This is a genomic window from Streptomyces sp. NPDC001663, from assembly GCF_042893105.1.
GTDB lineage: Bacteria > Actinomycetota > Actinomycetes > Streptomycetales > Streptomycetaceae > Streptomyces.
Genome location: NZ_JBIAUR010000009.1, coordinates 505,618 through 524,410, shown reverse-complemented (window position 1 = coordinate 524,410; position 18,793 = coordinate 505,618). Strand labels below are relative to the sequence as shown.

18 protein-coding genes are annotated in these 18,793 nt (G+C 71.6%); 9 read left to right on the top strand and 9 right to left on the bottom strand.

Annotation, left to right across the window (positions count from 1 at the left end):
* The first annotated feature begins 255 nt into the window (after nucleotides 1-255).
* On the top strand, nucleotides 256-1,239 hold the full coding sequence (locus ACFY1L_RS30170; RefSeq protein WP_388831069.1) for an alpha/beta fold hydrolase: 984 nt from the start codon (nucleotides 256-258) through the stop codon (nucleotides 1,237-1,239).
* Nucleotides 1,240-1,251: 12 nt separating this feature from the next.
* On the opposite strand, the gene ACFY1L_RS30165 is transcribed toward ACFY1L_RS30170, so the two are convergent.
* The 3 genes from ACFY1L_RS30165 to ACFY1L_RS30155 form a co-directional block, all read right to left on the bottom strand.
* Nucleotides 1,252-1,794 carry a hypothetical protein gene (locus ACFY1L_RS30165; protein ID WP_388831067.1) on the bottom strand — a complete coding sequence of 181 codons (543 nt, stop codon included), beginning with the start codon at nucleotides 1,792-1,794 and terminating at the stop codon, nucleotides 1,252-1,254.
* A 152-nt stretch (nucleotides 1,795-1,946) separates the two neighbouring features.
* Nucleotides 1,947-2,726 carry an SDR family oxidoreductase gene (locus ACFY1L_RS30160; RefSeq protein ID WP_388831065.1) on the bottom strand — a complete coding sequence of 260 codons (780 nt, stop codon included), beginning with the start codon at nucleotides 2,724-2,726 and terminating at the stop codon, nucleotides 1,947-1,949.
* 446 nt (nucleotides 2,727-3,172) lie between these two features.
* On the bottom strand, nucleotides 3,173-4,123 hold the full coding sequence (locus tag ACFY1L_RS30155; protein ID WP_388831063.1) for an NADP-dependent oxidoreductase: 951 nt from the start codon (nucleotides 4,121-4,123) through the stop codon (nucleotides 3,173-3,175).
* Nucleotides 4,124-4,378: 255 nt separating this feature from the next.
* Here ACFY1L_RS30155 and ACFY1L_RS30150 point away from each other — a divergent pair, with 255 nt between their 5' ends.
* Together ACFY1L_RS30150 and ACFY1L_RS30145 are read left to right on the top strand one after the other, a co-directional pair.
* Complete coding sequence (locus ACFY1L_RS30150) at nucleotides 4,379-4,801, top strand: YciI family protein (RefSeq protein ID WP_388831061.1); 423 nt, start codon at nucleotides 4,379-4,381, stop codon at nucleotides 4,799-4,801.
* The gene (locus tag ACFY1L_RS30145) at nucleotides 4,794-5,939 is read left to right on the top strand and encodes an RNA polymerase sigma factor (protein ID WP_388831059.1); all 1,146 of its coding nucleotides are present in this window, start codon (nucleotides 4,794-4,796) and stop codon (nucleotides 5,937-5,939) included. The genes ACFY1L_RS30150 and ACFY1L_RS30145 overlap by 8 nt, the downstream gene beginning before the upstream one ends.
* A gap of 654 nt (nucleotides 5,940-6,593) precedes the next feature.
* Here ACFY1L_RS30145 and ACFY1L_RS30140 read toward each other — a convergent pair.
* The 4 genes from ACFY1L_RS30140 to ACFY1L_RS30125 all read right to left on the bottom strand — a co-directional run bounded on the left by ACFY1L_RS30140 (nucleotide 6,594) and on the right by ACFY1L_RS30125 (nucleotide 11,710).
* Nucleotides 6,594-8,108: an amidohydrolase gene (locus tag ACFY1L_RS30140; protein ID WP_388831057.1), complete on the bottom strand. Its 1,515-nt coding sequence runs from the start codon at nucleotides 8,106-8,108 to the stop codon at nucleotides 6,594-6,596.
* 82 nt (nucleotides 8,109-8,190) lie between these two features.
* Nucleotides 8,191-8,844: a hypothetical protein gene (locus ACFY1L_RS30135; RefSeq protein ID WP_388831055.1), complete on the bottom strand. Its 654-nt coding sequence runs from the start codon at nucleotides 8,842-8,844 to the stop codon at nucleotides 8,191-8,193.
* Nucleotides 8,845-8,992: 148 nt separating this feature from the next.
* Nucleotides 8,993-10,831 carry a glycoside hydrolase family 15 protein gene (locus ACFY1L_RS30130; RefSeq protein ID WP_388831053.1) on the bottom strand — a complete coding sequence of 613 codons (1,839 nt, stop codon included), beginning with the start codon at nucleotides 10,829-10,831 and terminating at the stop codon, nucleotides 8,993-8,995.
* A 99-nt stretch (nucleotides 10,832-10,930) separates the two neighbouring features.
* A complete protein-coding gene (locus ACFY1L_RS30125; RefSeq protein ID WP_388831051.1) occupies nucleotides 10,931-11,710 on the bottom strand; it encodes a DeoR/GlpR family DNA-binding transcription regulator in 780 nt (259 codons plus the stop codon).
* Nucleotides 11,711-11,833: 123 nt separating this feature from the next.
* On the opposite strand from ACFY1L_RS30125, the gene ACFY1L_RS30120 reads away from it, so the two are divergent.
* Nucleotides 11,834-12,715 (top strand): SIS domain-containing protein, encoded by an 882-nt coding sequence (locus tag ACFY1L_RS30120; protein WP_388831049.1) that lies wholly within the window; start codon nucleotides 11,834-11,836, stop codon nucleotides 12,713-12,715.
* A gap of 68 nt (nucleotides 12,716-12,783) precedes the next feature.
* Nucleotides 12,784-13,638, top strand: a complete 855-nt coding sequence (locus ACFY1L_RS30115; protein ID WP_388831047.1) for a ketose-bisphosphate aldolase — start codon at nucleotides 12,784-12,786, stop codon at nucleotides 13,636-13,638.
* Here ACFY1L_RS30115 and ACFY1L_RS30110 read toward each other — a convergent pair whose 3' ends face one another.
* Complete coding sequence (locus ACFY1L_RS30110; protein ID WP_388831045.1) at nucleotides 13,639-14,772, bottom strand: methyltransferase; 1,134 nt, start codon at nucleotides 14,770-14,772, stop codon at nucleotides 13,639-13,641. It lies immediately after the preceding gene.
* Between the two features lie 81 nt (nucleotides 14,773-14,853).
* On the opposite strand from ACFY1L_RS30110, the gene ACFY1L_RS30105 reads away from it, so the two are divergent.
* A complete protein-coding gene (locus tag ACFY1L_RS30105) occupies nucleotides 14,854-15,522 on the top strand; it encodes an alpha-ketoglutarate-dependent dioxygenase AlkB family protein (RefSeq protein ID WP_388831043.1) in 669 nt (222 codons plus the stop codon).
* Nucleotides 15,523-15,558: 36 nt separating this feature from the next.
* Nucleotides 15,559-16,797: an ROK family protein gene (locus tag ACFY1L_RS30100; protein WP_388831041.1), complete on the top strand. Its 1,239-nt coding sequence runs from the start codon at nucleotides 15,559-15,561 to the stop codon at nucleotides 16,795-16,797.
* Between the two features lie 3 nt (nucleotides 16,798-16,800).
* Here the strand turns inward: ACFY1L_RS30100 and ACFY1L_RS30095 are convergent, their stop codons facing one another.
* A complete protein-coding gene (locus tag ACFY1L_RS30095; protein ID WP_388831039.1) occupies nucleotides 16,801-17,088 on the bottom strand; it encodes a hypothetical protein in 288 nt (95 codons plus the stop codon).
* A 141-nt stretch (nucleotides 17,089-17,229) separates the two neighbouring features.
* Here ACFY1L_RS30095 and ACFY1L_RS30090 point away from each other — a divergent pair, with 141 nt between their 5' ends.
* Together ACFY1L_RS30090 and ACFY1L_RS30085 are read left to right on the top strand one after the other, a co-directional pair.
* Nucleotides 17,230-18,273, top strand: coding sequence for a LuxR C-terminal-related transcriptional regulator (locus tag ACFY1L_RS30090; protein WP_388831037.1), 1,044 nt, complete (start codon nucleotides 17,230-17,232; stop codon nucleotides 18,271-18,273).
* A 9-nt stretch (nucleotides 18,274-18,282) separates the two neighbouring features.
* On the top strand, nucleotides 18,283-18,738 hold the full coding sequence (locus tag ACFY1L_RS30085; RefSeq protein WP_388831035.1) for an RpiB/LacA/LacB family sugar-phosphate isomerase: 456 nt from the start codon (nucleotides 18,283-18,285) through the stop codon (nucleotides 18,736-18,738).
* Nucleotides 18,739-18,793: the final 55 nt, after the last annotated feature.

The following is an 18,793-nucleotide window of genomic DNA, read 5'->3' as shown; positions in this document are numbered from 1 at the left end:
ACGGCAGACGACTGAAAGCCACACCCAGCGCCCCTGGGTGAACCAACCCTACGAATGGCTCGCTCATCCCGATCAACAAGGTAGGGACGACTGAGGAAATGCTGCCGTACAAATTGAGCGGGCTCCGAGCGGGCGACAACTTCCCTGCCCGGAGCCCGAGTTCACCCGGGTGTTGCTGAAACGGCAACAGACATCGCGTGGACCGGGTCGACCCCTGCATGCTCGTCGTCCATGCCCCCGCTCCGGGAAGGGCCCATGCCGCAGACCCCTGTCGCCACCCCCACCCACCGCCTGGTCCCCTCACCGGCCGGTCGCACCCACCTCGTCGAGCAGGGCAGCGGGCCCCTCGTGCTGCTCCTGCACGGCTTCCCTGAGTCCTGGTACTCCTGGCGCCACCAACTGCCCGCGCTGGCCGCCTCCGGTCACCGCGCCGTGGCCGTCGACGTCCGCGGCTACGGCCGCTCCTCGAAACCCGGGGACGTGGCCGCGTACCGCATGCTCGAACTCGTCGAGGACAACCTCGCCGTGGTGGACGCACTCGGCGAGCGTTCGGCGGTGATCGTCGGGCACGACTGGGGCGCGACCATCGCGGCAACTTCCGCCTTGCTGAGGCCGGATGTGTTCCGCGCGGTCGGGCTGCTGAGCGTGCCCTACACCCCGCCCGGCGGCCCCCGGCCCAGCGAGGTCTTCGCACAGATGAGTGGCGAGGAGGAGTTCTACGTCTCCTACTTCCAGCAACCCGGCCGCGCCGAGGCGGAGATCGAACCCGATGTGCGCGGCTGGCTCGCGGGCTTCTACGCTGCCCTGTCGGCCGAGACCATGCCCCGACCCGGCGCTCCCACCCCGCACTTCGTCGCCCGGGGCGGGAGGATGCGTGACCGATTCCCGGCGGGACGTCTGCCGTCCTGGCTCGGCGAGCACGAACTCGACGTCTACGCCGGGGAGTTCGAGCGCACCGGCATGACAGGTGCCCTCAACCGGTACCGCAGCATGGACCGGGACTGGGCGGACCTGGCCGACCACCATGGCGCCCCGATCCGCCGGCCGTCATTCTTCGCCGGTGGAGCCCTCGACCCCTCAACCGTCTGGCTGGCCGACGCCATCGAGGCCTACCCCACCACGCTTCCCGGCCTGACCTCCTCCCACGTCCTCGACGGCTGCGGCCACTGGATCCAGCAGGAACGCCCCGAGGAGGTCAACCGGCTCCTGATCGACTGGCTCGCCTCCCTCGATCTCTGAGCCCGGCGCGTCTCAGCGCGCCCCGGTCCAGTTGTGGGCCACGTCCACGACCACGTGGCCGTCCACCCGCAGGACCCGGAACGGCAGCCGGGCCCGGACGCCGAGCCCGAGCTGGGTGTCGCCTTCGAAACTGCCGGCGAACCGGGTGTCCCGGAAGGTGCGGTACCCGGTGAGGTCGACGCCCGGCAGCGGGCGGCCGGCCCGTGCGCGATAAGACGGTGCCCCGGTCTCGGGGTCGTAGCTCGGTGCCGTCACCCGCACCTCGAGGACGGCTCCGCCGCCGACGGGTATGAGGCGACCGGATCCGTCCTGGTAGAGGTGTTTGACGTACCTGACGGAGTAGCCGAGGTGGCTCTTGCCCGCGCCGGGGATGTCGACGACCATCCGGTCGTAGCAGGCGTGTCGGCCGGTCCTGACATTCGTCACCGGCGTCGTCGTACTGGCTGTGTAGGTCTTGGTGAGGCTGCCCCAGCCGGTGGGGCAGGCGGTGGTTTGCGTTGCTGCTACCGGCGCGGCGTCGGCCGGGAGTGCGGTCACTCCCAGTGCGGTTGCCATGACCGTGAGCGCTGCCCATAGTGTTCTGCTTCGTCTCATCACGTCCCCCGAAGCGTGTTTGGTGCTGATATTGGATGAGACATGGGAGATGGCTGAAAGGTTGCGGTTTCTGGCCGAATATCTCCAGGGTGCGCTCACGCGGCATCCGCCGGCTACCAGGTCGGAATGAATCCGCCGTCGACCCGCACGTCGGTACCGACCGTGTTCGCGGCACGGGCACCGGCGAGGAACAGGACGGCCTCCGCGACCTCGGCGGGCTGCGAGAACCGGCCGGTGACCATCGCCTTCGCGGCGCCCGCCTTCACCGTCGAAGGATCGGCGCCGGTCGCCCGGCTCACCGTGGCCGCCACGCCGTCGTCGGCCAGCCACAGATCGGTGGCGACCGGACCGGGGCTGACCGTGTTGACGCGGATCCCGCGGGCGCCCACCTCCTTCGACAGGCCCTTGGAGAAGGCGAGGAGCGCTGCCTTGGCCGCGCTGTAGTCGAGCACCAGGGGATCGGGCAGCGCGGCGTTCACCGAGGCGATGTTCACGATGCTGCCGCGGCCCTGCGCGAGCATGACGGGCAGCGCCGCGCGGGTCGTCCGGATCGCCGCCAGCAGGTTGAGGGTGAGCGAGGTCAGCCAGTCCTCGTCGGTGATGCTCAGAAACCCTTCGGGCCGGACAGGGGCGGCACCGACGTTGTTGACCAGGATGTCGACGCGATCGCCCGCCCGCTCGACCAGGCGGGCCGGACCCGACTCCGTGGCGAGGTCGACCTCGACGACCTCGACGGCACCGCTCTTGGCCAACTCGTCCAGCTCGCCCGACGAGTGACGGGCACCCGCGACCACCCGAGCCCCCTCACCCGCCAGCGCCTGTACGACGGCGAGGCCGATGCCGCGGCTTGCTCCGGTGACGACGGCGACCTGACCGTCGAGTTCATGGTCCATGACCTGCTCCTTGACGTGTCCGCGAGGGATCCTGGGCGCTCGCCGCCCACCGAGCCGACCGTACGGGAAGGCCGAGGAGTGGGCTTGGGTCATGCGACTGTTCGGTCGATGCGCCCACCTGTTTTCCGCCGATGCACGCACCAGCCGGCACTCCCTCGCCGTGCGGCACACGTACCGCACGAACCGGGTGCCACAGGATGTGCGGAAAGTTCACGACCTGAGACGCGCAACTCCGAACTCTCGCCGAGCTGATCGAACGGCTCCCCGAGGGCGGCGGCGCGCTGGTCATCGCGGGTGAGGCGGGCATCGGCAAGTCGTTGCTGCTGTGTGCCGCGGGGCTGCACCAGCTTCTACGGCCCCTCGTCGACGCCGCCGAGGCGCGCTGCAAGGTCACGCTCAAGCAGCACCGGCACTCGACGGCGGTCACCGATCTACCGAGGCCACACCTACGACACCCTGAGCACGACCTTCCCCCGGCGGTGCTCCCGCTCCAGGGCCGCATAGGCCGCCGCAGCGTCCGACAGCGGCACCACCCGGTCGATGCGCGGCGTCAGCCTGCCGGACTCGAACAGCCGGGCCAGCTCGGTGAGCCCGGCTCGGTCCGGTTCGACCACGAAGAACACGCCACGCGCCTCGCCCGCCCGGCTGGTGTCGGGCGGGGCGACGATGCTGACGAGCACACCCCCGGGCCGCAGCACCCGCCAGGAGCGGGTCTGGCTGTCTCCGCCGACCGTGTCGAAGACCAGGTCGACATCCTTGACCTGGTCCTCGAACCGCTCGCTCGCGTAGTCGACGACGTGCTCCGCGCCCAGCTCACGCACGAATTCCGCGTCTTCGGCCGAAGCCGTGGCGGTGACCGAGGCTTCCAGGGCCGCGGCGATCTGCACCACGAAGGAACCCACCCCGCCCGCCCCGCCGTGCACCAGAACCCGCCCGCCCGCGGTGAGGCCGCCGTGGCGAACAAGGCCCTGCCAGGCCGTCAGCCCGGCCAGCGTCAACGCGGCCGCGCCGTCGTGGGACAGCGCCGGGGGTTTGACGGCGAGCACCTGTGCCGGGACGGCGGTGAACTCGGCCGCCGCACCGTCCCGCGTGAAGGGGATCAGCCCGAACACCTCGTCACCGACCGACAACTCCGAGACCTGCGCGCCCAGTTCGGCGACCTGCCCCGAGACCTCCTTGGCGGGGACGATCGGCACGCGGGAGCTGCCGGTGCCGTCGAGACTGTCCGTCCAGGTCGCGTCCCAGGTCAGTTCCCCCGAAGTGATCGAGGCCGACCGCACGGCGACGAGCACCTCGTCCGGCCCGGGCACCGGCCGGGGCGCCACCTCGTAGACGAGCTGTTCCGGCCCGCCGCGCCGGTGGCCGCGGACTGCGTGCATGGTGGCCGTGGTGTTCATGAGAGGTCCCTTCGCCGGGCGCATGCCGATGGGGCGCACACGCGACCATGCCGATCGCCGTACCTGACCATGGTGATCCTCGCGCCTCGGCCCGGCTTGAGTCGGATGACTGAGCCAGTTGCCCGACACCTGCTGATCAGGCTGGATTGCAAGAGCCCAAAAAAATCCGACGGCGATGTCGAGAACCCGTGCCCGGCTCCGTCCCCGAGGTGAACGCGACCACAATGGGTCGCACCACCACCGAGGAGAAGCCCGATGGCCAAGTACCTGCTGCTGAAGCACTACCGCGGCGCTCCGGCTGCCGTCAACGACGTGCCCATGGACCAGTGGACGCCGGAGGAGATCTCGGCGCACATCCAGTACATGAACGACTTCGCCGCCCGGCTCGAGAAGACCGGCGAGTTCGTCGACAGCCAGGCACTCGCGCCCGAGGGGAAGTGGGTCCGCTACGACGGTGAGGGGCGCCCGCCGGTCACCGACGGCCCGTTCGCCGAGACCAAGGACGTCATCGCCGGCTGGATGATCATCGACGTCGACAGCTACGAGCGCGCCGTCGAGCTGGCCGGTGAGCTGTCGGCCGCCCCCGGGGCGGGCGGAAAGCCGATCCACGAGTGGCTGGAACTGCGCCCGTTCCTGCACGCGGCACCCACCATCACGGAGTGCCTCGTCCATGGATGAGGCCCTGCTCAGGAGCCTCACACCGAACGTGCTCGCCGTCCTCGTCCGCCGCGGAGCCGACTTCGCGGCGGCCGAGGACGCCGTGCAGGACGCGCTCATCGAGGCACTGCGCGTCTGGCCGGCCGACCCTCCGCGGGATGCGAAGGGCTGGCTGGTCACCGTGGCCTGGCGCAAGTTCCTCGACGCGACCAGGTCGGACGCCGCTCGCCGCCGGCGTGAGGACCGCGTGGAGGAGGAGCCGGGGCCCGGCCCCGCGCCCGCCGTGGACGACACGCTTCAGCTCTACTTCCTCTGCGCCCATCCGTCGCTGACCCCGTCGTCCGCGGTCGCGCTCACGCTGCGCGCCGTCGGCGGGCTCACCACCCGGCAGATCGCCCAGGCCTATCTGGTGCCCGAGGCGACCATGGCACAGCGGATCAGCCGGGCCAAGCGCACCGTCTCCGACGTGCGGCTCGACCAGCCCGGCGACGTCGCCACCGTGCTGCGCGTCCTCTACCTGGTCTTCAACGAGGGCTACTCCGGCGACGTCGACCTCGCCGCCGAGGCGATCCGCCTCACCCGGCAGCTCGCTGCCGTGATCGATCACCCCGAGGTGTCGGGACTGCTCGCCCTCATGCTGCTCCACCACGCCCGGCGCGCCGCCCGGACCGCGCCCGACGGGAGCCTGGTGCCGCTCGCCGAGCAGGACCGCGGGCGGTGGGACACCGTGTCGATCGCCGAGGGCGTCGAGATCCTGCAGTCGGCCCTCGCCCGTGACCGGCTGGGCGAGTTCCAGGCCCAGGCCGCCATCGCGGCCCTCCACGCCGACGCACCCACCGTCGAGGAGACCGACTGGGTGCAGATCGTCGAGTGGTACGACGAGCTCGCGCGACTGACCGACAGCCCGGTCGTCCGGCTCAACCGCGCGGTCGCGGTCGGCGAGGCCGACGGACCACGCGCCGGCCTGGCGGAACTCGCGAAGCTGGACGACTCACTGCCCCGCCACACCGCGGTGGCGGCCTACCTCCACGAACGCGACGGCGACCTGGCGACAGCGGCACAGCTGTACGCCGAGGCGGCCCAAAAGGCACCCAACCTCGCCGAACGCGACCACTTGACCCGCCAGGCCGCCCGTCTCAACGCCCGCCGTCGTCGTTGATCTGCGGCAGAGTCCTGGGCCCGTCACGGACCGGGCACCAACTAGGTCCCGGCGGATGGCGTCCGTCTGACTACTCAGACGGCCCGGGCGAACGCGGTTCACCCGCCGGATCCCCTCATCGACGCTCTCCGACTCGACCCGGTAGCGCGACTCCTCGGGCGGGCAAGTCTGCCGTAGGGGGTGAGGCCTCTTGTGCCAAGATCGCGCCGACCTGTAGGAGTGTCGCGTACAGGACATGAAGAAACGGGGCATGATGAGGCGCGCCATACTGCGAACTGCAGTTCCTCTCAAGACGTCACTGTGTCTTGCGGCCGCGGTGATGCTCACCGGGGCGTGCAGTTCAGGTGGGTCGGCGCTCGATCGCCGCGTCCAGGTGCCGTGGATAGAGGGCCGCCTGCACCCGCACATCCAGTGGTGAACTCGCCCCGCGGCGGCTCCAGTCGGCGACGTTGTCCGAGAAGTGGAAGTCGATGACAAGGACGGCGACTCACACCCACGCGTCACCGGCCGTCATCAGCACCCCGGCCCGTGCGTACAGCCGGAGGATGACCACTTGGTCGCGGCCCAACTCCCGCAACCTGCGGTCCAGTCGGGTCCGGGCGAGCGCGCTGTACGTCCGTTGTCACCTTGGTTGACCGGGAGCGCCGTTCGCCGTCAATAGGGACCGTGCGTCCACCGCCCGCCCAGCATCGTGGCGTGCACCGCCATCTCCCGCAGCGTGGGCGCGTCGGCCTCCAGCGGATCGAAGTCCACCACCACCAGGTCGGCCGCGTCACCGACCCGGATCTCCGCACGCCCCCGTGCCGACGCCGCGAGCGCCGCGCGTACCGGGACGCGCTGTTCGGGATGCCAGGCCGGCCGCTCGTCGCCCGTCCGGTGCACGGCGGCGGCGATGCCCAGCCACGGGTCGAGCGGCGAGACCGGGGCATCCGAACCGAACTCCAGCCGGGCACCGGCCGCCAGCAGCTCGGCGTAGGCGAAGGCGCGCCCGGTGCGCCCGGCCCAGTGCCGGTCTGCCACATCGCGGTCGTCGGTGGCGTGCGCGGGCTGCACACTCGCCGTGACCTCCAACTCCGCGAATCGCCCGATGTCGGCGGCCGTCAGCAACTGCGCGTGCTCGATGCGGCCCGGGCGGCCGACGGCCGCGAACGCGTCGAGGGCAAGCGTGTTGGCCCGGTCGCCGATGGCGTGCACCGCGGGTTCGATGCCGTGCACGACGGCGCGCCGCATCAGCCGTACGAGCTCCTCGTACGGCGTCTCCTCGATGCCGTACGCCTCCTGCGTGCCCTCCAGGCCGGGATACGGGTCGCAGCACAGCGCGGTCCGTGTGTTGAGGGAGCCGTCCGTGAAAAGCTTGAGCGGGCCGACCTGCAGCAGGCCGCCGGTTCCGGGCAGGACGTCACCCGTCCGGAGCCCGCGCTCGATCGCCGCGTCCAGGTGCCGTGGATAGAGGGCCGCCTGCACCCGCACATCCAGTGGTGAACTCGCCCCGCGGCGGCTCCAGTCGGCGATGTTGTCCGAGAAGTGGAAGTCGATGACGCCCGTGACTCCGCGCGCGGCCGCGTCCCGGCAGGCCTCCGCCACCCACCGGTCCAGGACCTCGGCCGGAACCTCGGGCAGTGCCTGGAGTGCCTCGAAGGCCTCGTGCTCGCGCAGGAGGCCCGTCGCGTGGTCGCCCCGGCCGACCAGCTTCAGACACGCCGAGTTCAGCCACGCGGCGTGCAGATCGGCGCTGATCAGCGCGACCGGCCGGTCCGGGCACACCCGGTCGAGCAGCGCCTTGTGCGGAACGTCGGGCCACAGTCCGTCACGGAACCCCTGCCCCATGAGCACCTCGCCCGCGGGCAGGCCCACCGAGTGCAGCCGTACTGCCTCGGCGACCTCCCGCGCGGAGTCCATGCCGGCCAGATCCACCCGGTGACGGTTGCCGGCCCACTGCGCGGCGTGCACATGCGCGTCCCACAGACCCGGCAGTACGGTGCGACCGTCCAGGTCGAGCACCGGGCCCTCGAGCTCAACCTCCGCGGCGACGGCGACGACCTTGCCCTCGGCGATGCGCACACTGCCCAGCGGCCCACCCGCACCCAGCCGCACCCGGGAGAGCGTCAGCGCGGACGGCGTGTCGAGTTCGTCCGCGGAGGGGCCGGGTATGCCGTCGAGGCTCGTCATCAGGGCTCCAGTGATGAGGTCACGTGCGGTCGGGCGGGACAGCTGGTCGCTGTCCCGCCCACTGGATGATCTGCTGCTGAGGCTACGCGGCGACCGAGTGGCGCACGCGCGTCGAGCTGCGATAGGTGGAGATTCCCACGGCCAGCAGCCAGTAGCTGAGGATCGCCCCCATCGAGGCGGTCGTGCCCCAGCCGTTCGCCGCGTAGAAGTGCGCGGGCGTGTTGCCGAAGAACAGGGACGGCACGAAGGCCAGGTTGATCGCGGCGAGGACGTAGGCCGAGCGGCTGATCCAGCGTGGCAGCACGTCGGTGCGCGAGACGATGTAGCCGACCGCGGTCAGGAACAGCGCCAGCATCAGCCGGGAGATCGACCCGTAGAGGATGTATGTGCCGTTGACTGTGATGGTCGGATCGATCGGATGGTCGGTGGCGATCACCGCGCCTGCCTCCAGCCCCATGGAGACCAGGGTGATGGTCGCGTAGACCAGCCCTGTGGCGAAGGCAAGCGAACCCGCCCACTCGTAGTCCGGACGCGTGCGCTTGACCAGTTCGCGGAAGGCCGTCACGAACACGACCAGGCAGGCGAGGGCGACGATTCCGAGAAGCAGCCTCGTGAGCACGTTCGCGTCCGGCGGCGGGCCCGAGTAGACGAAGTACAGGGGCACTTCGACGATGAGCGCGGCCGCGGCAGCGATGCCGGCGACGCCCGTCAGGCGCCGGGCGAAGGTTTCGTTCATGGGTGTTCCCCCGAGTCCGTGAGATGGATTCCGAGTCGGTCCGTTTGCCGACGTCATGAATCCTTCCGGCCGCGGGGCCCCTCGTCCCTGGGCCTGGGCGGCGGATGCGGGGTGGATCTACCGACACCCGTGTCGGTGGACCCAGTTGTCAGCCGAGGGCCTTGTCCAGGTTGAAGGCCGCGCTGATGAGCGCGAGATGGGTGAACGCCTGGGGGAAATTGCCCTGTTGCTCGCCGGTGTGGCTGATCTCCTCGGCGTACAGGCCGAGATGGTTGGCGTAGGTGAGCATCTTCTCGAAGGCGAGGCGGGCCTCGTCGATGCGGCCGGCGTGGACCATGGCCTCGACGTACCAGAACGAGCAGATGGAGAAGGTGCCTTCGTCGCCGCGCAGCCCGTCGGGGCTGGCCATCGGGTCGTAGCGGTAGACGAGGGAGTCGGACACCAGGTCGTGGGTGAGCGCGTCCAGCGTGGACAGCCACTTGGGGTCGGTGGGCGCGATGAACTTCGTCAGCGGCATCATCAGGACGGCCGCGTCCAGCACGTCGCCGTCCTCGTGCTGGACGAACGCCTGACGGGTCTCCGACCAGCCCCGCTTCATGATCCGCCGGTAGATCGTGTCGCGGCACTCGCGCCAGTGCAGCAGGTCGCCGGGCAGACCGCGCCGCGTGGCCATGCGGATGGCCCGTTCGATCGCCACCCAGCACATCAGGCGGGAGTAGAGGAAGTTCTTGCGGCCGCCGCGGGTCTCCCAGATGCCCTCGTCGGGCTGGTCCCAGTTCTCGCAGACCCACTCCACCAGCGCGCACACGTCGTCCCACTGGTCGCTGGAGATGGGCTTGGCCCACTTGTCGTAGAGGTAGATCGAGTCGATCAGCGCGCCGTAGATGTCGAGTTGGAGCTGTTCGGCGGCGGCGTTGCCGACCCGCACCGGCGCGGAGCCCTGATGTCCTTCCAGGTGGTCGAGTTCGGCCTCGGTGAGGTCGGTGCGGCCGTCGATGCCGTACATGATCTGCAGGGGACCGGAGGGTTTGCCGTCGCCCGGACTGACGTGCCGGGTCACGAATTTCATGAACGCCTCGGCCTCTTCGGTGAAGCCGAGCCGCAGCAGCGCGTACACGCAGAAGGCGGCGTCGCGCACCCACACGTACCGGTAGTCCCAGTTGCGCTCGCCGCCCAGTTGCTCGGGCAGGCTCGTGGTCGGCGCGGCCACGATCGCTCCGGTGGGCGCGTAGGTGAGCAGCTTCAGGGTGAGGGCGGAGCGGTGCACCATCTCCCGCCAGCGGCCTCGGTACTTGGAGGCGGACAGCCAGCGCCGCCAGTACGCCACCGTGGTGGCGAACTGCTCCTCCGCCTCGACCCGCGCGCAACGGCGCGGCTCCACGTCGCCGCCGACCTGGTCCAGCGCGAACACCGCCGACTCGCCCTCGGACAGCTTGAACTCGGCCCGCGCGTCCAGCCCTTGGGCCTCCAGCGGCACCGTCGCCGTCAGTGCCAGCGACAGCCCGTCGGACTCGAAGACCGCCACCTCACCGGCCAGACGCACGGTGTGCGGGCGAGCGCCGTAGTCGAACCGCGGGGCGACCCGCGTACGGAACGGGATCGAGCCGCGCACGCACACCACCCGCCGGATCAGCCGGTGCCGTTCGGCCTCCACCGCGCCGCCGTTGACCGGCATGAAGTCCTGCACCTCACCGACGCCGTCCTCGGTGAAGAAGCGGGTGATCAGTACGTTGGTGTCGGGGAAGTAGAACTGCTTCGTCTTCGCCGGCACGGACGCCGCCAGCTCGAAGGCCCCGCCGCGCTCCGCGTCCAGGATCGCCGCGAAGACACTCGGCGCGTCGAAGGCCGGGCAGCAGTACCAGTCGATGGTGCCGTCGGTCCCGACCAGGGCCACGCTGCGCAGATCACCGATCAGCCCGTGCTCGGCGATCGGCAGATAACGAGGCCCCGCCCCCGGGACGTCCTCGTCGCTCGCCACTGAGCCCATCGCAGCCTCCCTGCCCCGATACGCATCCCGCACCCCAGCCTAGGCCGGATGGGGCCTGCGAGCGCGAGGATCGCAGTGGTCGGAGGGTGCCGTCCCGGATCAGACCGCGACCACCGTGATGCCCGCCTCCTCGAAGCGACGCACCGCCTCCGCGCTCGCCGCCGTGTCCGTGACCAGGGTGTCCACGACCTCGGCCGCGCAGATCCGGGCGAACGCCCGCTGCCCCAGCTTGCTGGAGTCGGCGGCGACGATCACCCGCTCGGCACGCTCGCACAGCAGCCGGTTGATCGCGGCCTCCGCCTCGTCGTGCGCGGCGGCGCCGTGCGTGACGTCGAAGGCGACCACGCCGAGCACCGCCACATCGATCGTGATCTGACCGAGCACACCGTCCGCGAGCGGCCCGATGAGCTCGTACGACTGCGGGCGGGCGACCCCGCCGGTCACCACGATCTTGAACTGGGGGCGCACGGCAAGCTCGTTGGCGATGTTGAGCGCGTTGGTGACGACGGTGAGCGCGGGCGTGCCGGAGGTGAGATCGCTGCGTACGGCGAGGGCGCGGGCCACCTCGGTGGTGGTCGTGCCGCCCGTCAGACCGACCGCCTCGCCGGGCGCGATCAGATCCGCCACCGCCTTCGCGATCCGCTGCTTCTCGGAGGCGTGCCGGGCCGTCTTGTAGCGCAGCGGCAGCTCGTACGACACCCCGTGCACGACCGCGCCGCCCCGGGTGCGCACCAGCATCTGCTGCTCGGCGAGCTGGTCGAAGTCGCGCCGGATCGTCGCGGCCGACACCTCCAGCTCGACGGCCGCCTCCTCGACGTCCAGCCGGCCGCGCTCGACGAGCAGCTCCAACAGCGCCTTCCAGCGGGCGTCCCGCGACATGCCCCGCCTCCGTTCCTCGATCTCCCGGCGACCCTAGCGCACCCCACATCCAGCGGCATGCTTGATTGTGCTCGAAAGTTGGCTATATCTTGCAAGAACATGCAAGCGGGAGAGGGGTACGTCATGACCCACGTCGAGGACGAGCTGACCAGCCAGCCCGAGTGCTGGACACGCGCCGCCGCCGAGGCGGAGCGGCACCGCGGGACGCTCCCGGCGCCGGGGGAGCGGGTCGCGATCGTCGGCTGCGGCACCTCGTACTTCATGGCACAGGCGGTGGCGGCGCTGCGCGAGGGCGCCGGCCTCGGCGAGACGGACGCCTACGCCGCCTCCGAATTCCCGCACGGCCGCTCCTACGACCGGGTCCTCGCCCTCACCCGCTCCGGCACCACCACCGAAGTCCTCGAACTCCTCGGCGAGTTGAAGGGGCGCACGCGCACGACCGCGATCACCGCCGACCCGCACACCCCCGTGATGCAGGCGGCCGATGACGTCGTCGTACTGGACTTCGCGGACGAACGGTCCGTCGTGCAGACGCGGTTCGCGACCACCGCGCTGACCCTGCTCCGGGCGCACCTGGGCCTGCACACGGACGCCGTCGTGGCCGACGCCCGCGCCGCGCTCTCGACCCCGCTGCCCGAAGGCCTCGTCGCCTGCACGCAGTTCACCTTCCTCGGCCGTGGCTGGACGGTCGGCCTGGCCAACGAGGCCGGGCTGAAGATGCGCGAGGCCTCGCTCGCCTGGACCGAGGCCTACCCGGCGATGGAGTACCGGCACGGCCCCATCAGCATCACCACCCGCGGCACGGCGACCTGGATGCTCGGCGACGCCCCCGACGGCCTGGCCGAACAGGTGCGCGCCACCGGCGGGTTGTGGATCGCCGGCGACCTCGACCCGCTCGCCGAACTGGTCCGCGCCCAGCGCCTCGCGGTCGCCGTCGCCGCGGCCCGCGACCTCGACCCGGACCGCCCCCGCCACCTCACCCGCTCGGTGATCCTCACGCCCTGACGCGTCCGCCGAAGTCCTCCGACACATCCGTCGAAGATCTCCGACGCGCCCCTTCGAAGGGAGAAGCCGTGCCCCTCGTCACCACCGGCGAACTCGTCACCCGCGCCGCCGCCGAGCACTCCGCCGTCGCCGCCTTCAACATCATCACCCTCGAACACGTCGAGGCCGTCATCGCCGGCGCCGAGTCGGCCGACGCACCCGTCGTCCTCCAAGTCAGCGAGAACGCCGTCAAGTTCCGCTACGGCCGCCTCCTCCCGCTCGCCCGCGCCGCCGTCACCGCCGCCGAACGCGCCGCCGTACCCGTGGCGTTGCACCTCGACCACATCCAGAGCGACGACCTGCTGCGGCAGGCGGCGGACGCCGGATTCAGCTCCGTGATGTACGACGCGGCCCGCCTGCCCTACGAGCAGAACCTCGCCGCGACCCGGGCCGCCGTCGACTGGGCGCACGCCCAAGGGCTGTGGATCGAGGCCGAGTTGGGGCAGGTCGGGGGCAAGGCGGGCGAGCCGCCGCTGGACGCCCATGCGCCCGGCGCGCGCACCGATCCCGCCGAGGCGCGTGCCTTCGTCGCCGACTCCGGCGTGGACGCCCTCGCCGTCGCCATCGGCAGCGTGCACGCCATGACGACCCGCACCGCCACCCTCGATCACGACCTGCTCAAACGGCTGTCCGCAGCCCTGGACGTGCCGCTCGTCCTGCATGGCTCCTCCGGCGTCCCGGACGACGAACTGGCCGCGGCGGTCGCGGGCGGCATCGCCAAGGTGAACGTCGGCACCGCCCTCAACATGGCGATGACGGGCGCGATCCGCGAGTTCCTCGCCACCCACCCCGAGGCGGTCGACTCGCGCAAGTACCTGAGTGTGGGCAGGGAGGCGATGGTGCGGGCGGTGACCGGGATCATCCGGACGCTCGCCCGGTCGTGACTATCTCTTGACGGCCTTCAAAACCACGAACTTCGGGTCGCTGGCCACCAGTTGACTGTTGCCGAACACCTTGCGCAGCCTCACGTGGTAGCCCAGGTGCCGGTTTCCGATCACCCACAGCTCGCCGCCGGGCCGCAGCACGCGCCGCGCCCCGGTGAACATCCGCCACGCCGCGGTGTCGGTCGTCGCCTGGTGCGAGTGGAACGGCGGATTGTTGAGCACCAGGTCCACACTGTCGGCCGGCAGCCCCGCCAGCCCGTCCCCGACCCGGAACTCGGCGTGCCCCGGCACCCCGTTCGCCTTGTACGTCGCCTCCGCCGAGGCCACGGCCTGGAACGACTCGTCCACGAACAGCACCTCGGCCGCCGGATCGGCGACCGCCACCGCCGTACCGACAACTCCGTTGCCACACCCGAGATCCACGACCCTCCGGGCCCCGGGCCCGCTCGGCAGATGCTGCAGGAAGAACCGGGTGCCGATGTCGAGCCGGTCGGCGCAGAACACCCCCGCGTGGTTGACGACGGTCCGCCCCGACACCGCACCGACCCCCTCGGGCAGCGCGTAGCTGTACGGCCACGGGTTGGCGGGCCGCTCCAGCGCCGGATCCGGCGTGCAGAAGATCAGCCGGGCCTTCTTCTCGGCGAGCGAGGTGCGGGTCGGCCCGAGGATGCGCTCGAACAACTGCAGCGTGGAGGTGTGAATCTCCTTGACCATCCCCGTCCCGACGACGACCGTCCCCTCGTGCACCGAGGGCGCCAGCCGCGACAACTGGTCTTCCAGCAGCGCGAGACTCTTCGGCACCCTGACCAGTAGAACGTCGATACGCTCCGGCGGCGCATCCTGGCTGGTCAGCAGCCCTACGGCACCGGTCTCGACGCCCGCCCGGGCCAGGTTCGCCCGGGTCGCCTCCTGCGTGAGGAAGGAGTCGGTGATCTGCACGGGCCGGTGCTCCGCGAGCGCGGTGACCAGGGCACCCCAGCGGTCCCCGAGGACCACGACCGTGCCGGACAGCGGGACCTTCTCACCGGCGAGATGCCTGAGCAGATACTCGTCGGAGGCGTCCCAGGCACGCAGCCTGTCGCGCGGATCCTCGGGAAAACGGGCCAGCTCGAGCTCGCCCCACGGCGTCGTCATACGGTCGTTCATCGTGCGTCAAGGCTAGCCGAGCCCCAGCTCAGCCCCGGTCGGGCGGCCCCGTCGGGCAGGATGGGGAGCATGGATGCCGAGCTGTTCCCCAGGGCTCGCACGGAGGTCGCACCGGGCGCGGTGCACGTGCCGGACTGGCTGGACGCGGGACGGCAGCGGGAGCTGCTGGAGGCGTGCCGGGAATGGGCCCGACCCCCGGCCGGCCTGCGCACCGTCCGCACACCCGGTGGCGGCACGATGACCTCCCGCCAGGTCTGCCTGGGCTGGCACTGGCACCCGTACGCCTATGCGCGAACGGTCGTGGACGGTGACGGCGCTCCCGTGAAACCGTTTCCCACGTGGCTGGACGAGCTGGGGCGGCGAGCGGTCGTGGATGCCCTGGGGACGGGGCCAGTGGCGTGTGACATGGCACCGAGCAAGGTGCCGTATGACATAGCACTGATCAATTTCTACGACGCCGACGCCCGCATGGGCATGCACCGCGACAGCGACGAGAAGGCGGACGCACCAGTGGTGTCGCTGAGCCTCGGCGACACGTGCGTCTTCCGCTTCGGGAACACCGAGACCCGGGCCAAGCCGTACACGGACGTCGAGCTGCGCAGCGGGGACCTCTTCGTGTTCGGCGGGCCGTCGCGGCTCGCGTATCACGGGGTGCCCCGGGTGTACGCGGGCACCGGGCCGCCGGAGTTGGGGCTGTCCGGACGTCTGAACATCACGCTTCGGGTCAGTGGCCTGTAGGCCGACACAACTGCGGATCATGGGAGACTCGCCCTCATGAGCGGCAACGCGGACCCCCGGCCGGCGGGGGAAGGGACCACCTCGAGGGCGCGGTTGGACCGGGGGCGCGGTGCGCTCGGGCCCGCGTTGGAGCTCGTGCACACCGGACGTGCGCCGACCCGCGCCGTGCTCACCGCCGAGCTCGGGGTGACGCGGGCGACGGCCGGCGCGGTCGCCGCCGAACTGGAGGCCCTCGGGCTGATCCGGGTCGACGCCCGGCCCGGCGCGGCGGCCGGCTCGCAGGGCAGGCCCTCGCACCGGCTCGCGGTCGCCGAGGACGGCCCGGTCGTGCTTGCCGCGCAGGTGCACGCCGACGGGTTCCGGGCCGCGCTGGTCGGCCTGGGCGGCCGCATCGTCGCCACCGCACCCGGCTGCGAGACCGTCGACGCCGACCCGGCGAAGGTCCTCGGCTCGGTCGTCGAGGCGGGCGCCGAGCTGCTGCGTTCGACGGGGCGGCGCTGCGTCGGCGCCGGCCTCGCCGTACCGTCCGCGGTCGCCGAGCCCGACGGCCTGGCCCTCAACCCCCTGCACCTGGCATGGCCGGCGGGCGCACCCGTCCGCCGTATCTTCGCGGAGTGTGTACGCGCGGCCGGCCTCACCGGCCCGGCGTTCACGGGCAACGACGTCAACCTCGCCGCCCTCGCCGAGCACCGGCACGGTGCGGGCCGCGGCTCCCGGGACCTGCTGTGCGTGGCCACCGGCCACCGGGGCGTGGGCGGCGCGCTGGTCCTCGACGGCCGCCTGCACACCGGGAGTTCGGGCCTCGCCCTGGAGGTCGGCCACCTCACCGTCAACCCCGAGGGCCGTCCCTGCCACTGCGGCAGCCGCGGCTGCCTCGACGTCGAGGCCGACCCGCTGGCCCTGCTCACGGCGGCCAGCCGCGACCCCGGCCCCGAGGTCTCCCTCCTCCAACAGGCCATCGACCTGATCCGCAACCACTACGACGATCCGTCCATCCGTACGGCCACCGAGGCCCTCATCGACCGCCTCGGCCTCGGCCTCGCGGGCCTGGTCAACATCCTCAACCCCGACCGCATCATCCTCGGCGGCCTGCACCGCACCCTCCTCGACGCCGACCCCGACCGCCTGCGCGCCGTCGTCGCCGACCGCAGCCTGTGGGGCCAGAGCGGCGGCGTCCCCATCCTCGCCTGCACCCTCGACCACAACAGCCTTGTCGGAGCGGCGGAGTTGGCGTGGCAGCCGGTGCTGGACGATCCGCTGGGAGCGCTCGCCTGACGGTCACCCCTCCTCGGCGGTCTCCAGAATCCGCGTCCGCGGCGTGCCGGCCAGGGCGGGCGCGTTCTCGGCCGAGGACCACACCCGCGCCCTGAGGAAACCCAGGAACCGCTCGGCCCCGGCCACATCGTCAAAATCCAGATCCACGACGACGTACGCGGCATCGTCGACCGGCCGCTGGACCCTATGGCGCCGCACGCCCGCACCCGCGCGCGCCTCGGCGAAGCGGTCGAATGCGGCCTTCCAGGCGGCGAAGTCCGTGATCGGATGCTCGATGTGCAGGGTCGGCATGACTCCTCCTCGGGCCGTTTTCGCCGGTCACCTTCATGCTGGGCGGCAGGCCGGGCCGCCGTACATCCCAGACATGTGGGGGGAGTCGCGGCACGGTCCCGGAACACCCGGAGATCCGGGGCCGCGGCGTACGCTCGGATCATGGCCGACCAGGACCGGCTCGCGGCCCGCTACGACCGCATCGTCCGGCTGTGCGAGGCCGGTGGCGATGCCCGGGAGCTGCGTCTGCGGCTCCTCGACGAGGTGCGGGCCGCCGTCGGGTTCGACGCATACGCGTTCCTGCTGACCGACCCGGAGACGGCGGTCGGCTGCGCGCCCGTCGCCGATGTGCCGTGTCTGCCGGAGCTGCCCCGGCTGATCCGCCTCAAGTACCTGACCCGGGCCAACCGTTGGACCGCGGTGCGCGATGTCGCCCTGCTGAGCGACCGTCCTGAGGGCGACCGTGGGCCCCTGTGGCGCGACCTGCTGCAGGCCCACCGCATCCGGGACGTCGCCTCCATGGCCTTCCGGGACCGCCACGGCAGCTGGGGCTTCCTCGACCTCTGGCGGGCCGGCCGCGACTTCAGCCCTGCCGAGGCCGCCCACCTGGCCCGCCTCACCGCACCGATCACCGCCGCGCTGCGCCGCAGCCAGGCCGCCACCTTCGTCGTACGGCAGCGGGAGGCGCCCCGGCCCGGGCCACTGGTGCTGCTGCTCTCGCCCGAGCTCCAGGTCCTCGGGCAGACCCCCGACACGCATGCCTACCTGCGCGTACTCGTCCCGCCGGAGCAGGGGCGTCCGCCCGTGCCGGCCGGCGCGTACAACGTGGCCGCGCAGCTTCTGGCGGTGGAGGCGGGCGTGGACCCGCATCCGCCACGCGCGCGCGTGCACCTCACCGACGGGCTGTGGCTGACACTGCGCGCGGCCAGGCTGGGGGAGGAGGGGCCGACGGAGCGGCGCACCATCGCCGTCACCATCGAGGAGACCTCACCGGGCGAGCGGCTCGCCGTCTACGCCCGCGCCTTCGCCCTCACCCCACGGGAGAGCGAACTGCTCGGCCTGCTCGCCACGGGAGCCGACAGCCATACCGTGGCCGGCAGCATGTACGTCTCGGAGCACACCGTGCAGGACCACCTGAAGTCGGTGTTCGCGAAGACCGGCACCCACAACCGCCGCGACCTGCTCGCCCGCGCGCTGGGAGGCTAGGCTCCGAGCATGCGGATCTCGGTCTCCTCGGACATGGACGAACCCGTGGCGCGCACGCTCGTCACGGAGCTGCGGCGACGCGGCCACGACGTAGTGACCCACGGGGCGCTCAGCCCCGGCGACGACCCGCAATGGGCCGCCTGCTCGGAGGCCGCCGCGCGCGAGGTCGCCGAGGGGGCCTCGGACCAGGCGGTCGTGTGCTGCTGGACCGGCACCGGCGCGTCCATCGCCGCGAACAAGGTGCCGGGCGTACGGGCCGCCCTGTGCACCGACGCCTACACGGCGGACGGCGCCCGCCGCTGGAACGACGCCAACGTACTTGCGCTCAGCCTCCGCCTGACCTCCGAGCCACTGCTGAAGGAGATCCTCGACGCCTGGTTCGCGGGCGAGGCCAGCGAGGACGCCGAGGACCGGGGGAACGTGGAGCGCATCGAGCGGCTCGACCTCGGCATGACTGCTTCCTGACCGCCCGAGCTCCGACCCGCCACGTCCCGAGCCACCCGTCGTGATGCACAGGCCG

Bases quoted from the DNA above. Each gene is read 5' to 3' on its own strand.
- ACFY1L_RS30100 (WP_388831041.1), top strand. From the start codon at position 15,559: ATGAGCGGCAACGCGGACCCCCGGCCGGCGGGGGAAGGGACCACCTCG.
- ACFY1L_RS30125 (WP_388831051.1), bottom strand. From the start codon at position 11,710: ATGTCGCGGGACGCCCGCTGGAAGGCGCTGTTGGAGCTGCTCGTCGAG.
- ACFY1L_RS30145 (WP_388831059.1), top strand. From the start codon at position 4,794: ATGGATGAGGCCCTGCTCAGGAGCCTCACACCGAACGTGCTCGCCGTC.
- ACFY1L_RS30095 (WP_388831039.1), bottom strand. From the start codon at position 17,088: ATGCCGACCCTGCACATCGAGCATCCGATCACGGACTTCGCCGCCTGG.
- ACFY1L_RS30130 (WP_388831053.1), bottom strand. From the start codon at position 10,831: ATGGGCTCAGTGGCGAGCGACGAGGACGTCCCGGGGGCGGGGCCTCGT.
- ACFY1L_RS30150 (WP_388831061.1), top strand. From the start codon at position 4,379: ATGGCCAAGTACCTGCTGCTGAAGCACTACCGCGGCGCTCCGGCTGCC.
- ACFY1L_RS30140 (WP_388831057.1), bottom strand. From the start codon at position 8,108: ATGACGAGCCTCGACGGCATACCCGGCCCCTCCGCGGACGAACTCGAC.
- ACFY1L_RS30085 (WP_388831035.1), top strand. From the start codon at position 18,283: ATGCGGATCTCGGTCTCCTCGGACATGGACGAACCCGTGGCGCGCACG.
- ACFY1L_RS30135 (WP_388831055.1), bottom strand. From the start codon at position 8,844: ATGAACGAAACCTTCGCCCGGCGCCTGACGGGCGTCGCCGGCATCGCT.
- ACFY1L_RS30160 (WP_388831065.1), bottom strand. From the start codon at position 2,726: ATGGACCATGAACTCGACGGTCAGGTCGCCGTCGTCACCGGAGCAAGC.
- ACFY1L_RS30165 (WP_388831067.1), bottom strand. From the start codon at position 1,794: ATGGCAACCGCACTGGGAGTGACCGCACTCCCGGCCGACGCCGCGCCG.
- ACFY1L_RS30110 (WP_388831045.1), bottom strand. From the start codon at position 14,772: ATGACGACGCCGTGGGGCGAGCTCGAGCTGGCCCGTTTTCCCGAGGAT.
- ACFY1L_RS30170 (WP_388831069.1), top strand. From the start codon at position 256: ATGCCGCAGACCCCTGTCGCCACCCCCACCCACCGCCTGGTCCCCTCA.
- ACFY1L_RS30105 (WP_388831043.1), top strand. From the start codon at position 14,854: ATGGATGCCGAGCTGTTCCCCAGGGCTCGCACGGAGGTCGCACCGGGC.
- ACFY1L_RS30120 (WP_388831049.1), top strand. From the start codon at position 11,834: ATGACCCACGTCGAGGACGAGCTGACCAGCCAGCCCGAGTGCTGGACA.
- ACFY1L_RS30155 (WP_388831063.1), bottom strand. From the start codon at position 4,123: ATGAACACCACGGCCACCATGCACGCAGTCCGCGGCCACCGGCGCGGC.
- ACFY1L_RS30090 (WP_388831037.1), top strand. From the start codon at position 17,230: ATGGCCGACCAGGACCGGCTCGCGGCCCGCTACGACCGCATCGTCCGG.